Source organism: uncultured Rhodococcus sp. (assembly GCF_963525155.1).
Lineage (GTDB): Bacteria > Actinomycetota > Actinomycetes > Mycobacteriales > Mycobacteriaceae > Rhodococcus_F > Rhodococcus_F qingshengii.
Genome location: NZ_CAURKP010000081.1, coordinates 1 through 24,141, shown reverse-complemented (window position 1 = coordinate 24,141; position 24,141 = coordinate 1). Strand labels below are relative to the sequence as shown.

The following is a 24,141-nucleotide window of genomic DNA, read 5'->3' as shown; positions in this document are numbered from 1 at the left end:
GGATGTATCCGAAGTGGCTGCAAGCGGTCGGCGCGGCTGGTTGTGTCGTTCTGGTGGTCACACTTCCGTGGATCGCGGTTGTTTCCGGCGCAGGTGTGGTTCTGGCCGGTTGTGGGTACCGGTGGATACGACTGAAGAAATTCAACGACACGTAACACCACAAAGGGTGCATCTCGGACGTTGGCGTTCTATCGTCGGTAGCGACCGCGAAGACCGCCCGAAGGGGAAGTCGAATGGTGACAGCAGCGTTGACAGCAGCACAGACCACGCAGGTGGATTCACGTCCTGCGGCCGAGGCCTACGTCGGTGGTGTGTGCTTCAAACAGGGGCCACCCCGTTTGGTCGGAGCTGAGCTCGAGTGGCTGACCAGCCAGGTTCCCGGTGGGGAGCGGCCGTCAGCAGCGACTCTGGCAAAGGCACTCGGGCGACACGCACCCACCAGTATCGACCCGGATTCACCAGCGGTTCCGCTTCCTCGTGGCAGCCTCGTCACCGTAGAACCTGGCGGACAGATCGAACTCTCGTCAGCGCCGCGGACGTCCGCCCGAGAACTGTGTGACTGTCTCGACGAAGACCGTCGTACTCTCGAAACACTCCTCGCGTCGTACTCCATCGAAATCAGTTCTGCCGCGGCCGACGTCGCCCGCCCACCTTCCCGGATTCTCCGGTTGCCACGTTATTGCGCTATGGAATCCCGCTTCGCCGGGATAGGACCGTACGGCACCTTGATGATGTGCAATACAGCAGCAGTGCAGGTTAGTGTCGATGCCGGCGGCAGCCCGGAGTCCATTGCCCAGCGTTGGCGGCTCCTCGGGGACATGGGGCCGGCGCTCATCGCTGCGTTTGCGTGTTCTCCACGCTTGCAAGGGGTTCCGAGAGGGGATTGGGCGTCCCAACGCATGCGGACGTGGCTCGAACTCGATTCCTGGCGAACGGTCGCAGTCCCGGAAGTGCAGGACTACGCCGGCTGGGCGCTCGATGTTCCGCTGATGTGTGTGCGAAACGAGGGCGACGATTGGACGGCTCCGCGGGGTGCCACTTTCGGGGACTGGATAGACGGCGCTGTGGATGCCGAGATCGGACGCCGACCCGTCTGGGCGGACTTGGACTATCACCTGTCCACGCTGTTCCCGCCGGTTCGCGCTGTCGGCCATCTGGAGGTTCGCTACATCGATGCGCAGCCGGGAGATCTGTGGCGAGTACCGGTAGCAGCGATCGACGCGTTGCTGTCCGGGCCTGCCGTGATGCGTGAGGCGAGTGATGCCGCAGCGTCGACGGCCGGGAGATGGCGGGATGCGGCAGAGTACGGTTTGGACGACGTCGAACTGCGTTCGGCGGCAACCTCTCTGATGTCGCTTGCCGCGTCGTACGCGCCGGAGCCGCAGTTTGTCCGTCTTCTCGATGCCGCAGCCGAACGGTGTTGTCGCGCAATTGTGCCCGGTGAGAGCGACACATGACGGGGGAGATCACCAAGGAAGCGGTCGAGGCCGTACTTCTGCGAGCGCGTGAGCGGTCGACGCTGCTCACCGACTGCGTCGACGATACCGAATTGGTCGCTCAGCATTCCCCGTTGATGAGTCCACTCGTGTGGGACCTGGCGCATATCGGCAATCAAGAGGAACTCTGGCTGGTGCGAGATGTCGGTGGCCGCGATCCGGTGCGTAGCGACATAGACGAGCTGTACGACGCGTTCAAGCATTCGAGATCGTCGAGACCCACACTTCCCCTGCTCAACCCGGCCGAGGCGCGCGAATACGTACGTACGGTTCGCGGGAAGGTCTGGGATGTGCTCGAAGCCAGCACCTTCGGACGCACAGAACTCGACATGGACGGTTTTGCCTTCGGGATGATCGCGCAGCACGAGCAGCAACACGCCGAAACCATGCTCGCAACACACCAATTGCGTTCGGGACCACCGGCACTCGTTGCGACACCCGCTCCGCAAGCGGCCCGCATGCCGGCACTCGACGAGGTCACGATTCCCGCCGGCCCCTTCGTCATGGGGACCGACGACGAACCGTGGGCACTCGACAACGAGCGCACGGCGCATCAGGTCTATCTCACCGACTTCGCGATCGACAGATTCCCGGTCACCAATGGGCAGTTCGTCGAATTCATCGAGGACGGCGGCTATTCCCGACCGGAACTGTGGTCCCGTGACGGTTGGCGGCATCGCGTCGACGCGAAACTCCGTGCACCGCTGTTCTGGGAACGCGACAGTTCGGGTTGGTGGCACGAGACTTTCGGCGTCGAGGCTCCGGTCCCACCGGACAAGCCCGTCGTGCATGTGAGCTTCTACGAAGCCGAGGCCTACGCGAGTTGGGCAGGCAAACGGCTTCCCACCGAGGCGGAATGGGAAAAGGCAGCGCGGTGGGATCCGGAATCCGGAAGATCGCGACGATTCCCGTGGGGGGACGTGTCCGCAGACGAGAATCATGCCAATCTCGGTCAGCGCCATCTCGGTCCCGCCGGCGTCGGCTCGTACCCGGCGGGTGCGTCGGCAGCGGGTGTCGAGCAGTTGATCGGTGACGTGTGGGAGTGGACGTCTTCGGGTTTCCATCCGTATCCGGGTTTCCGGGCCTTCCCGTATCGGGAGTATTCGGAGGTGTTCTTCGGCGGCGACTACAAAGTGTTGCGAGGGGGATCGTTCGGGACCGACAGCGTTGCCTGCCGGGGGACGTTCCGCAACTGGGACCACCCGATCAGGCGCCAGATCTTCTCGGGTTTTCGCTGCGCCAGAACGATTTCGGGTAGATCCTGACATGTGTCGGCACCTCGGGTATCTCGGGCCGCCGCGTTCGGTTCGTGAACTCCTCCACGACGGCGAGAACTCACTGATGCGACAGTCGTGGGCACCTCGCGAGATGCGTGGCGGCGGGACCATCAATGCCGACGGATTCGGCGCGGTGTGGTGGAACGGTGGAAGGCAGGGACGGTACCGCAGTATCTCGCCGATCTGGTCGGACCCGACAGTCGACGAGACGTTGTCCCACATCGTTTCCGGATCCGTTCTCGCCGCCGTACGTTCCGCGACGGAGGGGATGGCCGTCGAGATCGGTGCCTGCGCACCGTTCGTCGACGGAACCTACGCTTTCAGCCACAACGGAGCGGTATCCGGTTGGCCTGGCTCACTCTCCGACTTGGCAGCAGAAGTTCCGGCCGTCGAATTGCTGAAGATGCCCGCGCCGACGGATGCTGCCTTGTTGTGGACAGTGCTTCGGCATCGGTTGAAGTCGAAGCCCGCGGAAGCCGCCGTGACGAGCCTCGTTCACGATGTGGGTGCGGCGGCACCGGATTCACGATTGAACCTCCTGTTCGGCGACGGGCAGGAACTGTGGGCCACGGCGTGGGGCCACACGTTGTACACACGGGTCGACGAGTCGCGGGCACTGATCGTTTCCGAACCGTCCGATCGTTCACCGGACTGGGAGCAGGTGCCGGACCGGCACATCGTCTGCGCGCGTCCCGGCCATTTGATCATCACCCCGATACCGATGGGAGAACAATGAAAACCCCTACGCTCGAGGTTTATCTGACACCGGCCGAATCGGTCGACGCATTGCGAGCCGAGGCCAGGGAGGGCTTGACCGCTACGCCGAAGTGGCTCTCGCCCAAATGGTTCTACGACGCGCGTGGAAGTGAACTGTTCGAGGAGATCACGGCCTTACCCGAGTATTACCCCACCCGTACCGAACGCGGCCTGCTCGCTCGGTACGCCGACGAGATCGCGGCGTTGACCGAACCCGAGATCCTGATCGAACTGGGTTCAGGTTCCTCTGAGAAGACGCGGTTGCTCCTCGACGCGATGACGGCTCGCGGAACTCTGCGAACGTATGTACCGCAGGATGTTTCGGTGACGGCCCTCGAAGGTGCGGCGCAGCAAGTCGGTGCCGAGTTTCCCGTAATCGACGTGCTCGGAGTGGTCAGCGACTTCACCGGTTCGCTGCATCATCTGCCAGGTGGTGGACGGCGGGCGGTCGCGTTTCTCGGTGGAACTCTCGGCAATCTCGTTCCGGCAGAACGCGCCGAGTTCCTCTCGGGCATTGCAGCGGTGCTCGATCCCGGTGAGAACCTGATCCTGGGCGTGGGATTGGTGATCGATCCCGCAGTCCTCGTGCCCGCCTACGACGACGCTGCCGGTGTGACTGCTCAGTTCAATCTCAATGTTCTCTCGGTCCTGAACAAGCAACTGGGAGCGAACTTTCCCTTGGAGGACTTCCGTCACGTCGCGCTCTGGGATGCCGATAACGAGTGGATCGAGATGCGTCTGGAAGCACTTCGTGAAGTCTCGGTGCATATCGACGACCTGGATCTGGAGATCACCTTCGCAGCGGGCGAGCAGCTGCGCACCGAGATCTCGGCGAAGTTCACCGAGGAGGGGATTGCCGCGGAACTCGCGTCCGCGGGCTTCGGGGTACGGAAGGTGTGGATGGATCAGGATCAGCGCTTCGCGCTGTTGTGCGCGCAGCGGGCGTGAGCGTTCACTAATCGACTCGAAACGCGGGTTTCCGCGTCTGGGAACGACTTCTGTGCGCTCGGTTCCGGCAGCGCAGACCGATTTGTCTGTTTATAGTGAGGCGCAGAACGGTTTCCGACCCGAGGAGAACGCGTGCGTCATCCGAAGCTCGCCGCATTGACCGTGGCCCTGACTGCAGTACTGGTGATGCCGGTAACGCAGAGCGTGGCTCAACCATTCCCCTTCGACCCCGGCAGTTTCGGCAACGGAAGCACCGGATCGTTGGGGAGCGACGACCCGGACATACCCATCGAGGACACCCTCCCGCAGTTGTCGGTCACCACACTGGTCGACGGACTCGACCACCCTTGGGACGTGGTGGCGGCCCCGGACGGTGCAATCCTGACCGGACAACGATCCGGCGGATTCTTCGTTCGCCGAGGCGACAACACGACAGGTCCAGTCGCTGCTGACCTTTCGGATCTCTACGCGCAGTCCGAAACCGGGCTCATGGGCATCGCGCTTGCTCGCGACTTCGCTCAGTCGCGCACCCTGTACACCTGCCAAGGATTCAGCGCTGGGGGAGTCACGGACGTTCGAGTGATCGCGTGGACCGTCGACGCCGGATGGACCGCACTCACGCGAACCGGAACTGTATTGCCAGGAATCCCGGTCTCGTCCGGGCGTCACGGGGGTTGCCGAATTCTTGCGGCGCAGGACGGAACGCTGTTCGTCGGGACGGGTGACACCGCGACGCCGAGCGTCCCCCAGGATCCGAATTCGCTGGGCGGCAAGGTCTTGCACATCAACGCCGACGGAACTCCGGCGGCGGGGAATCCGAATGCTTCCAGCCCGGTCTACACGCTCGGGCACCGCAACGTCCAAGGCTTGGCCGTGCAACCCGGAACCGGCCGGGTGTACTCGGTTGAACAGGGCACAAGCGTCGACGACGAAGTCAACCTGCTTACCCCCGGCGGAAATTACGGCTACCGCCCGGATCGGCTTCCCGGAACGTACGACGAATCCGTGCCGATGACCGACCCGGTGCGAGTGCAGGGAGCAATTGCGGCGGTGTGGCGTTCGGGTAGCTCGACGTTGGCTACCGCCAGCGCTGCCTTCACCGGTGGAGCTGCATGGGGTGCCTGGGACGGTGCGCTCGTAATGGGTGGCCTCAAGAGCAAGGAACTGATCTTCCTCCGCCTGAGTGCCGACGGACGCTCGGTCGACGCGCAGACCTTCGGGTTGGAGAACCAGTTCGGTCGCTTGCGGTCGGTGACCCCGACGCCCGACGGCTCGCTCCTGGTGACCACCGACAACGGCGCCGGCGACAAGGTGCTGCGGGTGACGCCCACGCCCTGATCTTCAGCACCAGGCGATGACCCGGCACGGACCACCGGAACCACCCGCATGCGTCGGCGCTCCCACCATCACCGTGGCGCCGACGGCCGGAAGTGCGGACAGGTTTGCAAGGGCTTCGACTGCGTACTTTCCTGAGCCCAAAGCGCTTCGGTGAGCCCCGTGGGTGGTGCTTCGGCCCGCGTCGATGCTGAGGGTGTCCGAGCCCACGGCGACTATGTTGCGCTCGCGGACGAGAAAGTCGATCGCCTCGGGGTTGAATCCCGGTGTGTGTTGCACGCCGAGTGGATCTCGATTCGTGTAGGCGCCACCGGCACCGGCCCGGTTATCCCAACCCGAGTTCATCGCGACCAGGCTGCGGGGAGCGATCGTCCCATGGACGGCTTCCCAATCGAGGATGTCCTGGTGGGTGAGCAATGTGTCAGGGTCGGCGGCGGCGCGGGCGCTGATGTCGACGACCGCAATCGGTACGACGAGGTCGGCAACCGGAATCTTCTCGACGGTGATCCCGTCCGCACTGGCGTGTGCGGGCGCGTCGATGTGAGTACCCGTGTGTTCCTCGAGGCGGAGTTCGTTGAGGTAGAACTTTCCACCTGACCCGGCGGAGCCGAGCGAGCCCAGAGACCCGCCGGCGTCGGCGATCTTCGCCAGGTTCCTCATCTCGAACGAGCGCGCGCCCGGCCACACCGGGAACTCCGGCGTCAGTACGTGTGTCAGATCGACAATGGTCCGACCCGATGGCGTTGCCGACGCAGCGGGCTGTACAGCGCCGGCCATGACGGTCGCGCCGAGGGCACCGGTGCCCAGCGCCGCGAACATCGATCGACGGCTGATCTTCCTGCCCTCGCGTCCGATTGATTCGTAGACCTCCGACAAGACCTTCGGTGAGCACATCAGAAACTCCAGATCACTGGGATCAACACCGTTGCAACTATCAGGAACCACAACAACATCGGGAGTCCGAGCTTCCAGTAGTCGCCGAACTTGTAACCACCAGGGCCCATCACCATCATGTTCGCGGGAGTGGCTACAGGCGTCAGGAAGGAGGCCGCGGCAGCGACGGTGACCGTCATCAGAAGGGGCAGCACCGAGATGTCGAGTTCGATGGCGACCGAGATCGCGATCGGCGTGATGATCAACGCGGTTGCAGTGTTGCTGATCAGCTGGCCCAGAGTCGCCGTCACGACGAAGAGTCCGGCGACGACGACATACGGGCTTGCCCCACCGACGACGTCGACAAACGCATGCGCGAGCTTTTCGGCCGCGCCGGTCTGCTGGATTGCGGTCGACAGCGGGATCATTCCGCCGACGAGAATCAACGTGGTCCACGAGATGGACCGATGCGCCTGCTCGACGCTGATGACTCGTAGCAGCACCATCGCACATGCCGCGAGGAGTCCGGCTATCGCGGACGGCACCAATCCGAACGTCAGCATCACTACCATCGCCGCGACGACGACGAGAGCGATGACCGCGCGGGTTCCCAACGGGGCTGCCTGCTTACGGATCTGGGCAGGTGCGTCGACCACGAGGACGTTCGGATCGACGGCGGTGTGGGTGTCGAGATCGTCCCAGCTTCCTTGCAGGAGAAGCGTGTCACCGGCCGCCAACTTGACGCCCTTGGGGCCGCAGTCCTCACCGGCGCGCTGGACTGCGAGTATCACCAGATCTCCACTGTCGGTCACCATGCCCGGAAAAGCCCTGTCGCCGATCATTTCCGAGCGCGGCGGGATGATCACTTCGACCACGCCGTCGTGCTTGGTGATCAAGGGCTCTGCGGACGGCGCATCCTTTCCCATGAGCTGATACTGCTTCGCGAGGGTCTTGGCATGCCGGCTCAGGTCAGGCGACATCGACGTCCCAGCACGATGGGGGAGGACGTGAGGACCGAGAAGTACGGCGATCGCAATCGTTCCCAATACGAGCGGCGCACCGACCAAGGTGAAACTGAAGAACCCGAAAGCACCGGCCCCGAATTCCTCGGCGGCTTCGGAAACGATGATGTTGACCGGTGTTCCGGTCAAGGTGAGCATCGATCCGGCATGGGCGGCAAATGCCAACGGCAGAAGCAGTTGTGACGTCGATTTACCGAGACGTACCGCCAAGACGACCACCATCGGTACCAACGCGGCTACGGCCCCGTTGACGCTGATCAATGCGGTCAACGCGGCAACCAGCAACATGATCGCACTCACGAGACGGACTCGGGATTCGCCGACTTTAGCCAGCAGTTTCTCGCCCGCCCACGTGGTGACACCGGTGGCGTCGAGGGCTTCGCTGACGACAAAAAGCGCGGCGATGAACACCACCGTGGGATCGCCGAATCCGGCGAGCGCCTGCTCCATCGTGATCACACCGGTGGCGTACAGCGCCAGGGCAGTGCCGATCGCGATGATGCCGACCGGGATTCGGCCGATCACGAACAGCGCCACGACCAGTGCAAGCACGACGAAAGTGATGGTGATGTCATTCACGATTCGTAAAGGTACCTGCTCATACAGAACGGCCCCGTCTCGCAAGTGAGACGGGGCCGTGGGACGGACGCGAGGAGAATTAGTTGGAGGCGGCGATGCGGGCCTTCTCGAGAGCGGCCAGCGTGCGAAGAACCGTGGCCTTCTGCTTGTTCAGATCGCTCAGTCGTGCGCGAGCCGGCAACCCTTGTGCGAGTTCGGCGACCTTGATCTGCTCGTCGATCGAACCGAGCTGATCGAGAAGCCCTAGGACGCGCGTCTGGAGCGTGTCGATGTCCACGGTGTCGGTCTTGACCGGAGCGGCAACACGCGTCGCTGTGCCCGTGCTGGCGGGGCGGGAAGCGCGTGCGGGTGACGTGTCGGCGACAACCGTTGCGGCGCGGGGCCGAATTGCCTTGCGAACAGCGGCCGCATCGGGAAGGACGTCCATACGGATCTCGTTCAGGACTCGGCGTGCCTCGCGTGCGTTGACGCGGTACTCGCGCTCTTCGTCGTCGTCGGACTGCAGCGTGCCGCCGAGCGGGCGCAGACCGTACATGCCGAGGAAGCGCTTGGCGTCGTCGATGATGCCTTCATTTTCACGGCATTTTCCGCAGCGGGGTTCGTTGCGGAACATGTCCACGGAGTTGTCGTCTCCGCACCAGACACAAGATCCTGGGCGCCACCGCCGGATCGTCGGAACTGATGAATTCAGGGAATGAGATTCGGGCCGGGATTCCAGGGTTTGCGCGTCGATCACGACGAGCCACACTAGGCGAAGATTGCGGCGCGGTGAACACCGCCCCAACATCGACCTGGGTTTCTCGACGGTAGCGTGATCAAGATCATGCCAATCGTCGCATTCGGCGGTATTCGTGTGTCCCACAGGTGGTTTCATGATGACCGGGTGGTCTGTTTCTGAGAGGTTCACGAAGACGACGACGGGCGCGTACCGGTGACCGTGAAGTCACAGGTACGCGCCCGTAGTGCGGCGCGAGACTAGGCGCTGCCGTTGAACAGCGAAGTCACAGAACCGTTCTCGAAAACTTCCTTGATGGTGCGAGCGAGCAGCGGTGCGATGGACAGCACCGTCAGCGTCGGGAACTTCTTCGACTCGTCGATCGGAAGTGTGTTGGTGACAACAACTTCCTTCGCGCCACACGTCGACAGACGCTCGGCCGCAGGGTCGGAGAGGACGCCGTGGGTTGCAGCGATGACGACGTCACCTGCACCGGCCTCCTTGAGCACCTTGACCGCGCCGGCGATGGTTCCGCCGGTGTCGATCATGTCGTCGATCAGGATGCAGGTGCGACCTTCGACCTCACCGACGACGCGGTTGGACTTGACCTGGTTGGGTACCAACGGGTCGCGCGTCTTGTGAATGAATGCCAGCGGTGCTCCGCCGAGCGAGTCGGCCCACTTCTCGGCGACACGAACGCGCCCCGAATCGGGGGACACCACCGTGATGTTCTCGAGGTTGTAGCCCGCGCGAATGTGGTTGGCCAACTGGCTGTGTGCGTGCATGTGATCGACGGGGCCGTCGAAAAAGCCCTGGATCTGATCGGTATGCAGGTCGACCGTGATGATGCGATCGGCGCCGGCGGTCTTGAGCAGGTCGGCAATCAGGCGAGCGGAGATCGGCTCGCGTCCGCGATGCTTCTTGTCCTGGCGGGCGTACGGGTAGAACGGAAGAACGGCGGTGATGCGCTTTGCCGATCCACGCTTGAGAGCGTCGATCATGATGAGCTGCTCCATCACCCACGTGTTCAGCGGTGCCGGATGACTCTGCAGGACGAACGCATCGGAGCCGCGAACCGACTCTTCGAATCGAACGAAGATCTCACCGTTCGCGAAGTCGCGCGCGGTCTGCGGGGTGACGCGGATGTCGAGTTCCTTCGCCACCTGCTCCGCCAACTCGGGATGTGCGCGACCCGAGAACAACATCAGGTTCTTCTGGTTGTCGATCCAATTCGCAGTCACTGGTTCATGCCGTCCTTTTGTACTTGCCGGTCGATCTGGTGGTGATCTGTGCTGTCTGTTGTGCAGGGCTGTCAGGTTGTTGCAGGGCCGTCAGGTTGTGCAGCTGCTGCAGCGGCATCGGCCGCGGGTGTGCCGGGACGATTCTTCTGGACCCAGCCCTCGATGTTGCGCTGCACCCCACCCGAGACGGCGAGCGCCCCAGGCGGTACGTCGTTCTTCAAGACCGTGCCCGCACCCGTGTATGCGCCGTCTCCCACGACGAGAGGGGCGACGAACATGGTGTCGGAGCCTGTTCGGACATGCGACCCCACCACAGTACGGCTCTTGTTCACCCCGTCGTAATTGACGAAGACGCTCGAAGCTCCGATATTGCTGTGATGGCCGATGGTGGCGTCGCCGACGTAGGTAAGATGCGGAATCTTCGAATGCTCGCCGATATCCGCGTTCTTGGTTTCCACGTAAGCGCCGATCTTGCCGTGTGCCCCGAGGCGGGTACCAGGCCGGAGATAGGCGAAGGGGCCGACAGTCGCGTCCGCGCCGACAACGGAGTCGGTCCCGTGCGAGCGGACGACGACTGCGCGCTCACCGACTCTCACGTTGTCCAAGGTGGTATCCGGGCCGATCACGGCGTCTTCGCCCACCGAGGTCGTGCCGGTCAACTGAACTCCGGGCAGGAGCGTCACGTCCTGTGCGACGTGCACGCCGCAATCTATCCATGTGCTCGCAGGATCGACGACGGTGACGCCGGCACGCATCCACTTCTCGAGGATCCGACGGTTCATCTCGCGGGCGAGCGTCGAGAGCTGCACGCGATCGTTGGCGCCCGCGACGAGAACCGAATCCGCGATGTGCTGAGCACGAACACGCTTGCCCGCGCGACGGGCGATCATGATCACATCGGTGAGATAGAACTCGTGTTGTGCGTTGTTGGAGTCGAGGGACGCCAGCGCGTCGCGCAGAGTTTCGAAGTCGAAGGCGTAGACCCCTGAATTGACCTCGGTGATCGAGCGCTGCGAATCGGTGGCTTCCTTCTCCTCGACTATGGCGTTCACCTCGCCGTCCGTCGTACGAAGGATTCGCCCGTAGCCGGTGGGGTCGACGGCCGTCGCCGGCAACACCGGCACCGCGGCCGCGGGAGCAGCCGTGTGCTGGGCGAGGAGGTCTGCGATGGTCTTTCCGTCGAGCAGAGGCACGTCGGCGGCTGTGACGAGTACGGTCCCGGAGAAGTCGGCCGGCAACCCCTCGAGCCCACAACTGACAGCGTGCCCGGTGCCCTTCTGCTCGTCCTGAACAGCGACGGTGACGGAACGGTCCAGTTCCCCGGCGACTGCGTTCACGGCTTCGGTGACACGCTCACGATCGTGACCGACGACGGTCACCAGGTGCGTGGGATTCAGTGAGGTTGCCGCGTGAAGCGAATGTGCCAGCATGCTGCGTCCGGCGAGAGTGTGGAGGACCTTGGGAGTCTTCGACTTCATTCGTGTACCGGCACCCGCTGCGAGAACGATCACGGCGGTCTGCACTGGTTTGAGCTCCCTCTGTCGATCAAACTGTCGATCAAGACATACATTCCGCTCGGGAAAGCATGTTGTTCACCAGCTCCGCCGCCAGGACTCGAACCTGAACTATCTGAACCAAAATCAGAGGTGCTGCCATTACACCACGGCGGATTGCCACGCATTGCCGAGCCTTGCGGCCGAACGCGCGAAAGAATAATCGCATGCCGACCCGCCGTAGGTCGAACCGCTCCTCCGATCGGGCCCCTCAAGTCCCGATAGGCTGAGCGTCCACAGCAGTGATTTGTGTGTCGGCGAGAGGAAGACAATGGCGACGGTGTCCGGTTCGGGTGGCGGGGATCCAGTTCCCGAACGAGTGACACGGATCCGGATGACCGGTACCCAACGTCGGCAACAGCTGATCGAGATCGGGCGGGCATTGTTCGCCGAACGGGGATACGAAGCGACCTCGATCGAGGAGATCGCCCAGCGCGCGAACGTGTCCAAGCCTGTCGTGTACGAGCACTTCGGCGGCAAGGAGGGGCTGTACGCCGTCGTAGTGGACCGGGAGATGTCGCGACTCCTCGAGATGATCACGTCTTCGCTCTCACAAAATCGCTCGAGAGTTCGAGTCGAGCGGGTTGCGTTGGCTTTGCTCACCTACGTGGAAGAGCACACCGACGGATTTCGGATACTCGTGCGCGATTCGTCCGTTGTCGCGCCCAGTGGGACATATTCGAGCTTGCTCAACGATGCGATCAGTCAGGTGGGCTACCTGTTGGCGGGGGACTTCTCCAGACGCGGTTTCGACCCCGGACTAGCAACGATGTACGCACAGGCGCTTGTCGGCATGGTGTCCACTACGGCTACTTGGTGGCTCGACGAACGGACTCCGTCGAAGGAAGTTGTCGCCGCTCACCTCGTGAATTTGTGTTGGAATGGGCTGACGAATCTGGAAGCCGATCCACAATTGGAGGGTTAACCAGGCGCGCCTGCCGCGCAGAGATGGATCGCGGTCTAAGCTGTGTTCGCTGTATCACGATCGTTTGATGGGCAAATGTCTCATTTGTTTGCAGGGTGGGTTGAATGCCGAACCGTGCCATCCATTTTGACGCTGTGAACGGGTAAGACCAAGAATTCGTTCGATGTGTGGTGATTGGAGGCCGGATCGATGGTGAGGCAAGAGCGGGCAGAAGCCACCCGTGATTCGGTGCTGCGCGGAGCAGCGGGTGTGTTCTTGCGCCTGGGCTATGCCAATGCCAGCTTGAGCGAGATCATCGCCGAGTCGCAGGTGACCAAAGGCGCCCTGTACTTCCATTTCGGGTCCAAGGAAGAACTCGCGCGGGCGGTGATAGACGAGGGTTCGGCACGTTTCGACGCAAAATGTGAGCTCTGGTTGGACCGTCGAACTCCCGCACTCGAGTCACTGATCGGTATTTCGTCGGTCATCGTCGACATCGGTGCGCATGACGCCATGGTTAGAGCGACGTTCCGCTTGTTGGTCGAGATCGGGGACTATCGGGGCTCCGGGCCGGCGACTCTGGACGTGTGGCTCGACATTTACCGTGAACTTGCCAGCCGTGCCGCCGACGAAGGTGATCTGCGTTCGGACGCGGATTCTGCTGACATTGCTCGTTTCCTGTTGGAAGTTGCGTCGGGAGTTCGGCTGATGGCAGCCGCGACCGGGACCGTTCGTGAGCTTTCGGACTCCATGAAGGCATCGTGGAATCTGATACTTCCGATCGTGGTCCCGGAATCGAAAGTGGAGTACTTCAGGCAATTCGCGGCCCGTCGCCTTGCCAGTGATCACTGAAATCACTGGCTCTCCGCACTGCTCCTTTCGTCAATTTGCTGCAAATGTCCTGGTAGGGACATTGTTCTCTTTGTTCTGCATTCGAAACAAACTGAGAGTATGTTTATAGTGTTGATGGGAATCTGGAAGTCCGATCTTGCCGTCAATCTTCGGATTGCGGTATGTTCTATCGGTAGCTGAAGAATTGCTGAGAATGAAGGTTTGTCAGGGCAGGGTGACGGCGTCGGCGCACCGGGCCGCATAGGGGGCTGCCCGGCGTGTACGACCCCAGATGGGGAGTCGACAGATGGGTGACACTGCGCCGACGCCGATGCTCGACATCGGCCCGCGGATCGGCTGTGACGTAGTGAACGTCGTGGATGTCACTCGAAGTATCGAACTCTTCGGGCGGAGGTATCTCGATCGGACCTTCACCCCGCACGAATTGCAGACGTGCGCCGGGCCGGCGCGGGATCAACGATTGGCTGCACGTTTCGCCGCCAAAGAGGCTGTGGTGAAGGTACTGCGGCCTGGTGACGTTCCCGTTCCGTGGAGTTCCATCGAAATCACTCGGGCCGAGTGGGGTGGCTGTGGGGTGACACTGTCCGGTAATGCCGCGGAACTCGCGCGGGCCCAGGATCTGCACGATTTTCAAGTATCTATCTCGCACGAAGCGGACGTGGCCATCGCAATGGTGATCGCAACACGCTCGGGCGCTCGCATCGAAAAGAAGGACGACATCGCTGATGATTGATCAGGCAATTCGGAAAGTGCTCGTCGAGCACGGTCGGCTGGCAGTCGACGTGAGCACGATCGACGGAGAGGCCGATCTTTACGAGTTGGGTTTGACGTCGCACGCGAGCGTGAATGTCATGTTGGCGCTGGAGGATTCGTTCGACATCGAGTTCCCTGACGAGTTGTTGCGGAAGAGTACTTTCGCAAGCGTCAAGGCGATCGAGGGTGCGTTGACGGAGTTGGGTGCTGCATGAACGCTCCGCAATCGCAGTGCTCCACCGGAACGGCCCTCGAGCGGGCCGCACGGTTGGCCGACGAAGTTGCAGCGGTGTGGGCCGACGAAGTCGATGCAGAAGCAAGGTTTCCGCGTGAAGCTGTCGACGCCATGCGAAGCGAACGGCTGCTGTCCGTAGCTGTGCCGAGGGAACTAGGCGGCGAAGGGCTCTCGCTGCAGGAAGTGTCGCAGATCGCCCGTGTGATCGGAACGCGCTGTGCAGCAAGCGGAATGATTTTCGCGATGCATCAGACGCAGATATACTCGTTGGTCAAGCACGGCAACACCGAAGCACTACGCGAGTTTGTCGAAGAAACGGTCGACAAGCAATTGCTGTTGGCATCGGCAACCACTGAGCTGGGAATCGGTGGTGACGTCAGCCGGAGTTACTGCGCGGTGGAAGACTTGGGCGGTCACCTGCTGTTGATCAAGAACGCGCCTGTCATTTCGTACGGTGAACACTCCGACGCGATAGTCGTGACGGCTCGGCGAACACCGGAGAGTCAGCCGAACGATCAGGTTCTCGTGGTGTGTCGTACCCCAGACCTGACGCTCGAACGCACCACCGAGTGGAACACGCTGGGGCTGAGGGGTACTTGCAGTCTCGGTTACATCCTTCGGGCCACCTCGACGCCGGAGATGGTCGCCGGCGTACCGTATTCCGATATCTCCACCCACACGATGCTTCCGGTCTCGCACGTCGTCTGGAGTTCGGTGTGGTTGGGAATTGCCGACGCTGCAGTCGAGAAGGCGCGCAAGTACGTGCGTGCCGCCGCCCGCAAGCAGCCCGGGGTCACTTCCCCCGGAGCGCTGCGGCTCGCCGAAGTTGCCGCTTCGGCACAACAATTCGCCGATCTCGTCGGTGCCTCTGCGCGCAGGTACGACCGCGCAGTCCACGCGGAGGAAGGCGTTGCCGATTTCGAGGCGACGGGAGCGGTGGGATTTTCGCTCGCGATGAACAACCTGAAAGTCACAGCATCGACAGCGGTGGTGGAAATCGTGGGGCAGACAATGTTGATCTGTGGAATCTCGGGATATCGCGAGGACACCGAATTTTCGCTCGGTCGGCACCTTCGTGACGCGCACGGCGCAGCGGTGATGGTGAACAACGATCGAATCATGGCAGGTTCAGCGCACATGGCTATCGGATACCGGGGAACGCTATGACGAACGAGACTGTGACGACCGAGACTGTGACAGGCGAGACCGATCTGGATCGGGCCCGGGCTGCATTTCAACGTGAACTGCTCGTCGAAGGACTTCTCGTCGAGACGGAGGTGCCGGGACTCTACGGGCGTTCCGGCGTGTTCGAGGACATCGTCGACGGTATCGACCGAGTGGTGATTGCAGCGGGGCCAGGCGACGCCGCGACTCGGCTGCGGTTCCCGCCGGTGTTCCCGCGGAGCAGTTTCGAGCGCACCGACTACATCGCTTCGTTTCCCAACCTCACCGGCGCCATCAACACCTTCGCCGGTTCCAATCGCGATCACGCGCGACTGCTGGCCGATCGCGCCGAGGGACAATCGTGGGACCGCCACCTCGAGCCGACCGAGACCATGCTCGTGTCCGCAGCGTGCCATCCTGCCTATGCGCGGTACACCGGAGTTCTGCCCGAAGGCGGAGTGCTGCTGGACATCTACGGTTTTTGCTTCCGGCACGAACCGGCCATCGATCCGGCTCGCATGCAAGCGTTTCGGATGCACGAGTTCGTGACGATCGGTGACGCCGCGGCAGCGCGAGCGCATCGCGAGCATTGGATCGAGCGGGGGCTCGAGGTGCTCGGCCGGCTCGAACTCGACGCTACCCCGGTGATCGCCAATGATCCTTTCTTCGGGCGCGCCGGAAAGATGCTTGCAGCCAACCAGCGTGAAGAGAATCTCAAGACGGAACTGACGGTTCGGCTCTACGGAGATCTCGACGAGGGCACGGCGATCGTGTCCTCGAACAACCATCTCGACCATTTCGGTGTCAACTTCGATATCCGAACGGCGGAGGGGGAGGTGGCACACAGCTCGTGCGTCGGCTTCGGGATGGAGCGAATCGCGTTGTCCTTGTTGCGGACTCATGGTCTTGACGTGGCTGCATGGCCAACCTCCGTTCGTGAACGAATGGGCATCTGATGTCACGGCTCATCGACATTTCACCTGATCGCTACCGGCCCCATTCGTTGCACCAGGACGACCGCGTGTGGGCGCAGACCAACTGCTACACGGATCTGTGGATCGAAGTGTTGCATTCGCTGGGATTGGACCCCGTCCCGGCATTGGCATGTGCCTTCTCATCGCGGTTCGACGGGACTCAGTGGACGTTCCTCAAGCTCAAGGCCGAGGACATCTACGCGCTGTACGGAATCGAAGTCGCCGAGATGAACGTCTGGCGGGCACCGCTGATCCACGTCGAGGACAACCTCGCGGTTGGGATGCTGTCGACGGTTGAAGTGGACGGATACTGGCTTCCCGACACTCTTGGAACGAGTTATCACGAGGGGCACACCAAGACCACGATCGTGCCCAATCGGATCGATCGCGTTGCCGGCGAGCTCGAGTACTTTCACAACAGCGGGTACTACTTGCTGCGAGGCGACGATTTCTCCGGCGTCTTCGATCTCGATCGTTCCTCACTTCCTTCGTTCGTGCCCTACGTCGAACAGATCAGGTTGAATCCGGTTCACGCGACCAACGCCGGAAACATCGCCGAAGTGGCTCGGCGGAATGTAGCGGTTCGAGCGGTGGGTAATCCCGTGCGAGAGCTGGGACGCAAGGTGATCGACGACCTCGAATGGGTGCAGGGGGCGGGTATGGATGCGTTTCACCTCTGGTCCTTCGGGCTACTTCGTCAGTGCGGGGCCAGCGCGGAGCTGGCTGCCGACGCCAGCGAGTTCTTGGACACTGCAGGTTTCTCCGGGACAGGCGAAGCTGCGCCAGATTTCCGCAAAGTGGCATCCGGTGCCAAGAGCGTGCAGTTTCAGATGGCGCGTGCCTCCAGGGGCCGCGCGGTGGACCCGCGTGAGCAACTCGACGAGATGGCCGTGTCGTGGAAGAGGGCGATGGAAATCGTTGCCGACACAGTCGGCGTCGACTCGCATCGACACCTGAGGTTGGTCTGACAGTGCCTCGTTCGTCAGCAGACCTGCTGGCCGGCGCGATATGGCGATGCGCTGCAACCGAACCCGGATCCGTATCCGACCCGGATGCCCTCGAAGCCGTGACCGAGTGGGTCGCAGCGTCCGTGCCTGGAACAGTCGTCGGTGCGATACGTTCGGCGCAAACGGACGCCGGACGCACAAAGTCCGTTTCGTCGTCTGTTTCAGAATCGTCCGTTTCATCGTCGGACTGGTGGTTCGTGACTACCGTGGCCGCGACCGGTGAGGGGTCGTGGCTGCTCCAGTTCGACGGGATGACGGCGTTTGCGGATGTCTGGATAGGCGGTGTCCGTGTCGCGTCCGCTGAATCCATGTTCACACCTGGGGAAGTGATCATTCCGGCCGGAGTCGGCGCTGGTAAACGTGTCCAGGTGGCTGTTCATTTTCATTCTCTCTCCGCGATTTTGAGATCGAGGCGTCCCCGAGGACGTTGGCGATCGTCGATGGTCCGTGAACAGGGTCTTCGGTGGATACGAACCACGATGCTCGGTATGGCTCCCGTGTTCAGTGGTGTACCGGTACCGGTGGGTCCGTGGCGGGGTATCCGCTTGTTGGACAAGGGGATTGCCGCCGTAGTCTCTGCTGTCAAGCATGCGAGTGTTGACGGCACAACCGGTCGCGTTGCCGTCAGTGCTCGGCTCACCGGATTGCCGGCCTCGCTGGAGTACGTGACCGTGCGCGTCGGCGATCACTCGCGGCAATTGGCAGTATCCGCCGGACCGGATGGATTTCTCGAGGTGTCCGGCGTCGTCGAAGTGCCGGAAGCGAAGTTGTGGTGGCCGCACACTCATGGCACCCCGCGCACTTATCCGGTGACGATGGAAGCGGTCGGAGTCTCCGAGCATCTCGGTTCAGTTGGCTTCCGGACGGTGGAGGTCGACAGATCCGATGGTGGATTCCGTTTGTATGTCAACGGCATCCGGGTGTACTGCCGTGGTTCGGTGTGGGTGCCGACCGACCCGATCTCGCTTCAAGGCGACGCCGGCACAACTCGTGTCTTGGAACGCCTGGCTGAGGCGGGCCTGAACATGATTCGAATCCCGGGGACGATGGTCTACGAGAGCGACCACTTCTGGGAGGAATGTGCGCGACTGGGCATTCTCGTGTGGCAGGACATGATGTTGGCGACGCTCGATCCGCCCGACACCGACGAATTCTTCGAACTTGTTGCCGCCGAGGTCACCGCGTTCTTGCACAGAGTGCGCGGAAATCCCGCTTTGGCAGTCTTCTGCGGCGGCAGCGAGACCGAACAGCAGCCGACCATGCTGGGCTTGGTCGATCAGCACATCCCGCTCATTCATTCGAGACTGCCGGACTTGATCTCGACGGTGGCACCCGAACTCGAGTACGTGACGTCGTCCCCCTCGGCGCCTCGCGGGGGCGAGCAATTGGCAACTCATGTCGGAAGCGGGGTCGCTCACTACTTCGGGGTGGGTGCCTATCGTCGTCCACTGGCCGACGTGCTCAGCGCGCGAGTACGTTTTGCGACCGAATCATTGGCATTTTCGATTCCACCGTCGAATGCGGTGATCGAGAACGAATTCGGTTCACTCGCCGTCGCGGGGCACCACCCGGCATGGAAAGCCGCGGTGCCTCGGGACAACGGATCGTCGTGGGATTTCGAGGATGTTCGGGACCACTACGTCCACGCGCTTTTCGGCGAAGACGCTCGTGAAGTCCGGTGGTCCGACCCGGAACGCTATCTCGACCTGGGGCGAGCAGCTGTATGTGAGGCGTTCGCATCGACGCTCGGATACTGGCGTCGCCCGGACTCTCGGTGCGACGGCGCCTTGACACTCGCACTGCGAGACCTGGAGCCCGGACCGGGATGGGGGGTCCTCGATTGGAGCGGCAGCCCCAAAGCTCCGTGGTTCGTGCTCCGTAGGAGCGCCAAACCGATCGCGCTCCTCGTCACGGACGACGGTATGGACGGATTGAGGCTCGACGCGATCAACGAGACCGCCGAACCTGTCGTCGGCGAGATCAGGTTTCGAGCGCACAGTCGGTCAGGTGTCGTCCCGGTCGACGTCGCGCTACCGGTCAAGGTGGAATCGCACTCGAGTCTGACCTGGTCCGTGGACAGCCTTGTCGGCCGTTTCACCGACCTCACTCACGTCTTTCAGTTCGGGGCGCGGACATACGACGCCGTCACCGTCACACTCGAAGACGAAGACGGCGAGATGGTGGACGAAGTGGTCCACCTCCTGGGTGGTCCGGCGCGGCCTCGCGAGCGATCGGTCGGACTTGTTGCCACAGCGCGCAACGTCGGTGACTCGGAGTGGGTAGTCGACGTCTCGACGGATGCTTCAGCCCAATACGTTGCCCTCGAACTGCAGGGCTTCGAGCCCGAAGACTCCTGGTTCCACCTCGCGCCGAACGGTCGCAGGACTGTACGCCTACGGAGAACCGGTCAGGCGACGAAAGTGATCGGTCGCGTTCGGGCGCTCAACTCGCACGTGAGTGTGGCCGTGGCGCCGCCGATCACTCCGGTCACACAATCCTCGCCGTCCAAGCGGACGTCGAAGAAGACGAGTGCTACGGGAAACTGAACGGATCGGACTGCGCTGCGAGATCGCACACCGATAGAATCGAACCGGCGCACAACTCTGCCTCGGTGGGGATATTGCGCTCGGGCTGTGCGTCCGCAACCCGTCATCACTGTTCAGGAGCGCGTTCGTTGACTTCCTTGTCCTCTGCCCAGACTGCGCTCGCTGGACTCGCCGAGGTCGCCCTCGCAGATGCCGCGTTCACTCCGGTGATCGAATCCATCGGATCGGCCGCCTTGGACATCGTGGCTCCGAAGCCGGCTCGGCCGTTCATCGCCGCTGCACTCGCCGCTCGCACGCCGGTGCTGCTGGTGACAGCCACCGGTCGTGAAGCCGACGATCTGACTTCGGAACTCACCGAGATGCTCGGTGGAGGAGTGGCGCAGTTTCCGTCGTGGGAAACATTGCCGCACGAGCGACTGTCGCCGAGCGCGGATACCGTTGGGCGACGGGTGGAGGTCCTGCGCAGACTCGCCAGACCAGACGACGCCTCGTACGGATCGCCACTTCGGGTGATCGTCACCACGGTGCGCTCTCTCGTTCAGCCGATGGCGCCAGGCCTGGGCGAGATAGAACCGATCACGTTGCGCGTCGGCACCGAGATCGATTTCGATTCCGTTCTGGTTCGTCTGGTGGAGATGGCGTACAGCCGCGTCGACATGGTGGGAAAGCGTGGTGAGTTCGCGGTCCGTGGTGGCATTCTCGACCTGTTCTCGCCGACGGCGGATCATCCGGTCCGTATCGAATTCTGGGGTGACGAGGTATCGGAGCTTCGCTACTTCTCAGTTGCCGATCAGCGTTCGCTAGCGGACGTCGACGTCGATTCCGTGATCGCGCCGCCGTGTCGTGAACTGATTTTGACAGCTGATGTTCGTGATCGAGCTGCCGCACTCGCTGCTGAGAACCAGGCTGACGCGTCGTTGGTCGAGATGCTGGACAAGATCTCGGCAGGTATCCCCGTCGAGGGGATGGAAGCTCTGCTCCCGGTTCTCAAACCCGGTGAACTGCAGCTACTTTCCGATGTACTTCCCGAAGGGGCGCACATTCTTCTGTGTGATCCGGAAAAGGTGCGCACCCGCGCCACCGACCTGGTGCGCACCGGCCAGGAATTCTTGGAAGCATCGTGGACGGCGGCGTCGATCGGCGGCGCTGCACCGCTCGACACGTCGATCCTCAACGGCGGAGGAGTCGATCTCGGTGCCTCCGCGTACCGGTCGCTTCGTCATGTTCGCGAATCTGCCGAAGCTGCCGGCCGACCCTGGTGGACAGTCAGCCCGCTGGCGTCGGGAAACGGTGAAGAACTCGAACTCCCGGTGCATGCGGCACCGCAGGTGCGCGGTTCCGACGACCTGTTGGCCGAGCTGTTCGTCAGCCTTCGGGCGCACGTGAGCACGGGCGGTCGCGCGGCGATCGTGGTGGCAGGTGCCGGAACCGCAAGCCGCGTCGTGGAGCGACTCGGTGAAGCCGAAGTGCCCGCCAAGATGCTCGATGCCGGCGCTACCCCCGCCCGTGGACAGGTCGCGGTGCTCCGCGGATCACTGCACGACGGACTGGTACTCGCCGGCGACGACTCGACGCCTGGGATGGTGATCGTCACCGAGTCCGATCTGACCGGCAACCGCGTTGCTGCGGTCGGCGACGGAAAGCGCTTGCCGGCCAAGCGCCGCAATCAGGTTGATCCCCTCGCGCTGTCGGCAGGGGACATGGTCGTGCATGATCAGCACGGTATCGGCCGGTTCGTCGAAATGGTCGAACGCACCATCGGTGGGGCGCGTCGTGAATACCTGGTCATCGAATACGCGCCGAGCAAGCGCGGTCATCCGGGCGATCGTCTGTTCGTCCCGATGGAATCGCTCGATCAACTCTCCCGATACGTCGGTGGGGAGTTGCCGGCGCTGAGCAAGCTCGGTGGATCCGACTGGGCAAACACAAAGCGTAAGGCCCGCAAGGCAGTTCGTGAGATCGCGGGCGAGCTGGTTCAGCTCTACGCAGCGCGTCAGGCTGCTCCCGGGCATGCGTTCGGCCCGGACACACCGTGGCAGAAGGAACTCGAAGACGCATTCGCGTTCACCGAGACGATCGACCAGTTGACCGTTATCAGTGAGGTCAAGGCCGACATGGAGAAGCCGGTTCCGATGGACCGGGTGGTCATCGGTGACGTCGGGTACGGCAAGACGGAGATCGCCGTCCGCGCCGCGTTCAAGGCAGTGCAGGACGGCAAGCAGGTGGCGGTGCTGGTGCCGACGACTCTGCTTGCACAGCAACATCTTCAGACCTTCACCGAACGAATGGCGTCGTTCCCGGTAAAGGTGCGAGGGCTGTCCCGGTTCACCGACGCCAAGGACTCGAAGGAAATCATCGCAGGCATGGCGGAAGGTGAGATCGACATCGTCGTCGGTACTCACAGGTTGCTGCAGACCGGTATTCGCTGGAAGGACCTCGGGCTTGTGATCGTCGACGAGGAACAGCGATTCGGAGTTGAGCACAAGGAACACATCAAGGCGCTACGCACCCACGTCGACGTCCTGACGATGTCGGCTACCCCGATTCCTCGTACTCTCGAGATGAGCATGGCCGGGATCCGTGAAATGTCCACGATCCTCACACCGCCGGAAGAACGTCATCCTATCCTCACGTACGTCGGCGCGTATGCGGACAAGCAGGTTGCCGCGGCCATCCGGCGTGAACTTCTGCGCGACGGTCAGGTCTTCTACGTTCATAACCGTGTCAGCTCGATCGACAAGGCAGCCAAGAAGATCCGCGAACTCGTCCCGGAGGCTCGCGTCGTCGTCGCGCACGGTCAGATGAACGAGGACACTCTCGAAAAGACTGTGCAAGGATTCTGGGAACGCGACTTCGACGTGTTGGTCTGTACCACGATCATCGAAACCGGTCTGGACATCTCGAACGCGAACACACTGATCGTCGAACGCGCGGATTCGCTGGGCCTCTCGCAGTTGCATCAGCTTCGCGGACGCGTCGGGCGTAGTCGTGAACGTGGATACGCCTATTTCCTGTACCCGGCCGAAAAGCCTTTGACGGAAACGGCATACGACCGACTGGCAACGATTTCGCAGAACTCGGACCTCGGCGCGGGTATGGCCGTCGCGATGAAGGACCTCGAAATCCGTGGAGCCGGAAACGTTCTGGGCGCAGAGCAGTCCGGCCACGTCGCGGGGGTCGGGTTCGATCTGTACGTCAGGCTGGTCGGTGAGGCGGTCGAAGCCTTCCGGGCTGCAGCCGACGGCAAACCGATCACCATGGACGAGGGCACGAAGGAAGTCCGGATCGACCTACCGGTGGACGCGCACATCCCGCCCGACTACGTCACCAGTGACAGGCTCAGGTTGGAGGGGTACCGCAAGCTTGCTGCGGCAACTGATTCCGACGGCATCGCTGCCGTAGTCGAAGAACTGGTCGATCGCTACGGCCCACTGCCCGAAGAGGTTCGACGGCTGATCTCGGTGGCCAAGCTTCGACTGCTCTGCCGCGAGTATCAACTGGAGGAAGTCGCCGTCACCGGAACTCAGCTCAAGATCTCGCCTATGTCACTGCCCGATTCCAAACAGATCAGGCTCAAGAGGATCTATCCGAGCGCGCAGTACCGGGCAACGACCGGGCTCGTGCAACTCCCGCTGCCTCGCACCGGCGGAGTCGGCTCGGATCGCCTGCGGGACGTCGAACTACTTCAATACATCGCGGACTTCATCCTGGCGATTGACGGGCGCGCCGCCGGTGCCGTCCTGGTCGAGGCGTGAGCACACGGTGAACGAGATATCAGATGGCGACCACCTGCCGACTGTGGTCGTGCTCGACCCGTTTCGCCCCATGTCCGTTCCAATTAATGCCTTGACTGCCCTCGCCGGTCCTGTCGAGATTGCCGAAGATGTGCCATCGCAGGTTCGGGACCGATT

General features: G+C 62.4%; 19 protein-coding genes and 1 tRNA gene. 14 read left to right on the top strand and 6 right to left on the bottom strand.

Annotation, left to right across the window (positions count from 1 at the left end; all coding sequences use genetic code 11):
* The first annotated feature begins 233 nt into the window (after window positions 1-233).
* From egtA to RWT78_RS17045, 5 genes are all read left to right on the top strand, one after another.
* Entirely contained in the window at window positions 234-1,457 is a 1,224-nt protein-coding gene (egtA, locus tag RWT78_RS17065; RefSeq protein ID WP_054826087.1) for an ergothioneine biosynthesis glutamate--cysteine ligase EgtA, read from the top strand.
* Entirely contained in the window at window positions 1,454-2,761 is a 1,308-nt protein-coding gene (gene egtB / locus RWT78_RS17060; RefSeq protein WP_314676842.1) for an ergothioneine biosynthesis protein EgtB, read from the top strand. Before egtA ends, egtB begins: the two co-directional genes overlap by 4 nt.
* Before the next feature lies 1 nt (window position 2,762).
* On the top strand, window positions 2,763-3,509 hold the full coding sequence (gene egtC / locus RWT78_RS17055; RefSeq protein WP_314676840.1) for an ergothioneine biosynthesis protein EgtC: 747 nt from the start codon (window positions 2,763-2,765) through the stop codon (window positions 3,507-3,509).
* Window positions 3,506-4,477, top strand: coding sequence for an L-histidine N(alpha)-methyltransferase (gene egtD, locus RWT78_RS17050; protein ID WP_314676838.1), 972 nt, complete (start codon window positions 3,506-3,508; stop codon window positions 4,475-4,477). The genes egtC and egtD overlap by 4 nt, the downstream gene beginning before the upstream one ends.
* A gap of 132 nt (window positions 4,478-4,609) precedes the next feature.
* Window positions 4,610-5,815, top strand: a complete 1,206-nt coding sequence (locus RWT78_RS17045) for a PQQ-dependent sugar dehydrogenase (RefSeq protein WP_314676836.1) — start codon at window positions 4,610-4,612, stop codon at window positions 5,813-5,815.
* 3 nt (window positions 5,816-5,818) lie between these two features.
* Here the strand turns inward: RWT78_RS17045 and RWT78_RS17040 are convergent, their stop codons facing one another.
* From RWT78_RS17040 to RWT78_RS17015, 6 genes are all read right to left on the bottom strand, one after another.
* A complete protein-coding gene (locus tag RWT78_RS17040; protein WP_314676834.1) occupies window positions 5,819-6,706 on the bottom strand; it encodes a cyclase family protein in 888 nt (295 codons plus the stop codon).
* Complete coding sequence (locus tag RWT78_RS17035; RefSeq protein WP_161120214.1) at window positions 6,706-8,286, bottom strand: SLC13 family permease; 1,581 nt, start codon at window positions 8,284-8,286, stop codon at window positions 6,706-6,708. The genes RWT78_RS17040 and RWT78_RS17035 overlap by 1 nt, the downstream gene beginning before the upstream one ends.
* 79 nt (window positions 8,287-8,365) lie before the next feature.
* Complete coding sequence (locus tag RWT78_RS17030; protein WP_030536285.1) at window positions 8,366-9,022, bottom strand: hypothetical protein; 657 nt, start codon at window positions 9,020-9,022, stop codon at window positions 8,366-8,368.
* A gap of 239 nt (window positions 9,023-9,261) precedes the next feature.
* Window positions 9,262-10,242, bottom strand: coding sequence for a ribose-phosphate diphosphokinase (locus RWT78_RS17025; protein WP_003946284.1), 981 nt, complete (start codon window positions 10,240-10,242; stop codon window positions 9,262-9,264).
* Between the two features lie 71 nt (window positions 10,243-10,313).
* Complete coding sequence (gene glmU / locus RWT78_RS17020) at window positions 10,314-11,765, bottom strand: bifunctional UDP-N-acetylglucosamine diphosphorylase/glucosamine-1-phosphate N-acetyltransferase GlmU (protein ID WP_314676830.1); 1,452 nt, start codon at window positions 11,763-11,765, stop codon at window positions 10,314-10,316.
* A 76-nt stretch (window positions 11,766-11,841) separates the two neighbouring features.
* Window positions 11,842-11,912, bottom strand: a tRNA-Gln gene (locus RWT78_RS17015).
* 154 nt (window positions 11,913-12,066) lie between these two features.
* On the opposite strand from RWT78_RS17015, the gene RWT78_RS17010 reads away from it, so the two are divergent.
* The 9 genes from RWT78_RS17010 (at window position 12,067) to mfd (ending at window position 23,985) form a co-directional block, all read left to right on the top strand.
* Complete coding sequence (locus RWT78_RS17010) at window positions 12,067-12,720, top strand: TetR/AcrR family transcriptional regulator (protein WP_003946303.1); 654 nt, start codon at window positions 12,067-12,069, stop codon at window positions 12,718-12,720.
* 189 nt (window positions 12,721-12,909) lie between these two features.
* Window positions 12,910-13,551, top strand: a complete 642-nt coding sequence (locus RWT78_RS17005; RefSeq protein ID WP_003946317.1) for a ScbR family autoregulator-binding transcription factor — start codon at window positions 12,910-12,912, stop codon at window positions 13,549-13,551.
* A gap of 286 nt (window positions 13,552-13,837) precedes the next feature.
* Complete coding sequence (locus tag RWT78_RS17000) at window positions 13,838-14,284, top strand: holo-ACP synthase (protein ID WP_003946314.1); 447 nt, start codon at window positions 13,838-13,840, stop codon at window positions 14,282-14,284.
* A complete protein-coding gene (locus tag RWT78_RS16995; protein ID WP_003946296.1) occupies window positions 14,277-14,519 on the top strand; it encodes an acyl carrier protein in 243 nt (80 codons plus the stop codon). Before RWT78_RS17000 ends, RWT78_RS16995 begins: the two co-directional genes overlap by 8 nt.
* The gene (locus tag RWT78_RS16990) at window positions 14,516-15,706 is read left to right on the top strand and encodes an acyl-CoA dehydrogenase family protein (RefSeq protein ID WP_003946288.1); all 1,191 of its coding nucleotides are present in this window, start codon (window positions 14,516-14,518) and stop codon (window positions 15,704-15,706) included. Before RWT78_RS16995 ends, RWT78_RS16990 begins: the two co-directional genes overlap by 4 nt.
* Entirely contained in the window at window positions 15,703-16,659 is a 957-nt protein-coding gene (locus tag RWT78_RS16985) for an amino acid--[acyl-carrier-protein] ligase (RefSeq protein ID WP_007728880.1), read from the top strand. Before RWT78_RS16990 ends, RWT78_RS16985 begins: the two co-directional genes overlap by 4 nt.
* On the top strand, window positions 16,659-17,645 hold the full coding sequence (locus RWT78_RS16980) for a DUF1839 family protein (protein ID WP_003946304.1): 987 nt from the start codon (window positions 16,659-16,661) through the stop codon (window positions 17,643-17,645). Before RWT78_RS16985 ends, RWT78_RS16980 begins: the two co-directional genes overlap by 1 nt.
* A 2-nt stretch (window positions 17,646-17,647) precedes the next feature.
* On the top strand, window positions 17,648-20,230 hold the full coding sequence (locus tag RWT78_RS16975) for a glycosyl hydrolase 2 galactose-binding domain-containing protein (RefSeq protein WP_314676822.1): 2,583 nt from the start codon (window positions 17,648-17,650) through the stop codon (window positions 20,228-20,230).
* 128 nt (window positions 20,231-20,358) lie between these two features.
* Complete coding sequence (mfd, locus tag RWT78_RS16970; RefSeq protein WP_003946285.1) at window positions 20,359-23,985, top strand: transcription-repair coupling factor; 3,627 nt, start codon at window positions 20,359-20,361, stop codon at window positions 23,983-23,985.
* Window positions 23,986-24,141 lie beyond the last annotated feature (156 nt).

What these genes read in the sequence shown, in the direction of transcription:
- egtD (WP_314676838.1), top strand. Translation starts at nt 3,506, where the DNA reads ATGAAAACCCCTACGCTCGAGGTTTATCTGACACCGGCCGAATCGGTC.
- RWT78_RS17005 (WP_003946317.1), top strand. Translation starts at nt 12,910, where the DNA reads ATGGTGAGGCAAGAGCGGGCAGAAGCCACCCGTGATTCGGTGCTGCGC.
- RWT78_RS17040 (WP_314676834.1), bottom strand. Translation starts at nt 6,706, where the DNA reads ATGTGCTCACCGAAGGTCTTGTCGGAGGTCTACGAATCAATCGGACGC.
- RWT78_RS16990 (WP_003946288.1), top strand. Translation starts at nt 14,516, where the DNA reads ATGAACGCTCCGCAATCGCAGTGCTCCACCGGAACGGCCCTCGAGCGG.
- RWT78_RS16995 (WP_003946296.1), top strand. Translation starts at nt 14,277, where the DNA reads ATGATTGATCAGGCAATTCGGAAAGTGCTCGTCGAGCACGGTCGGCTG.
- RWT78_RS16985 (WP_007728880.1), top strand. Translation starts at nt 15,703, where the DNA reads ATGACGAACGAGACTGTGACGACCGAGACTGTGACAGGCGAGACCGAT.
- egtA (WP_054826087.1), top strand. Translation starts at nt 234, where the DNA reads ATGGTGACAGCAGCGTTGACAGCAGCACAGACCACGCAGGTGGATTCA.
- RWT78_RS16980 (WP_003946304.1), top strand. Translation starts at nt 16,659, where the DNA reads ATGTCACGGCTCATCGACATTTCACCTGATCGCTACCGGCCCCATTCG.
- egtC (WP_314676840.1), top strand. Translation starts at nt 2,763, where the DNA reads ATGTGTCGGCACCTCGGGTATCTCGGGCCGCCGCGTTCGGTTCGTGAA.
- RWT78_RS17000 (WP_003946314.1), top strand. Translation starts at nt 13,838, where the DNA reads ATGGGTGACACTGCGCCGACGCCGATGCTCGACATCGGCCCGCGGATC.
- egtB (WP_314676842.1), top strand. Translation starts at nt 1,454, where the DNA reads ATGACGGGGGAGATCACCAAGGAAGCGGTCGAGGCCGTACTTCTGCGA.
- RWT78_RS17010 (WP_003946303.1), top strand. Translation starts at nt 12,067, where the DNA reads ATGGCGACGGTGTCCGGTTCGGGTGGCGGGGATCCAGTTCCCGAACGA.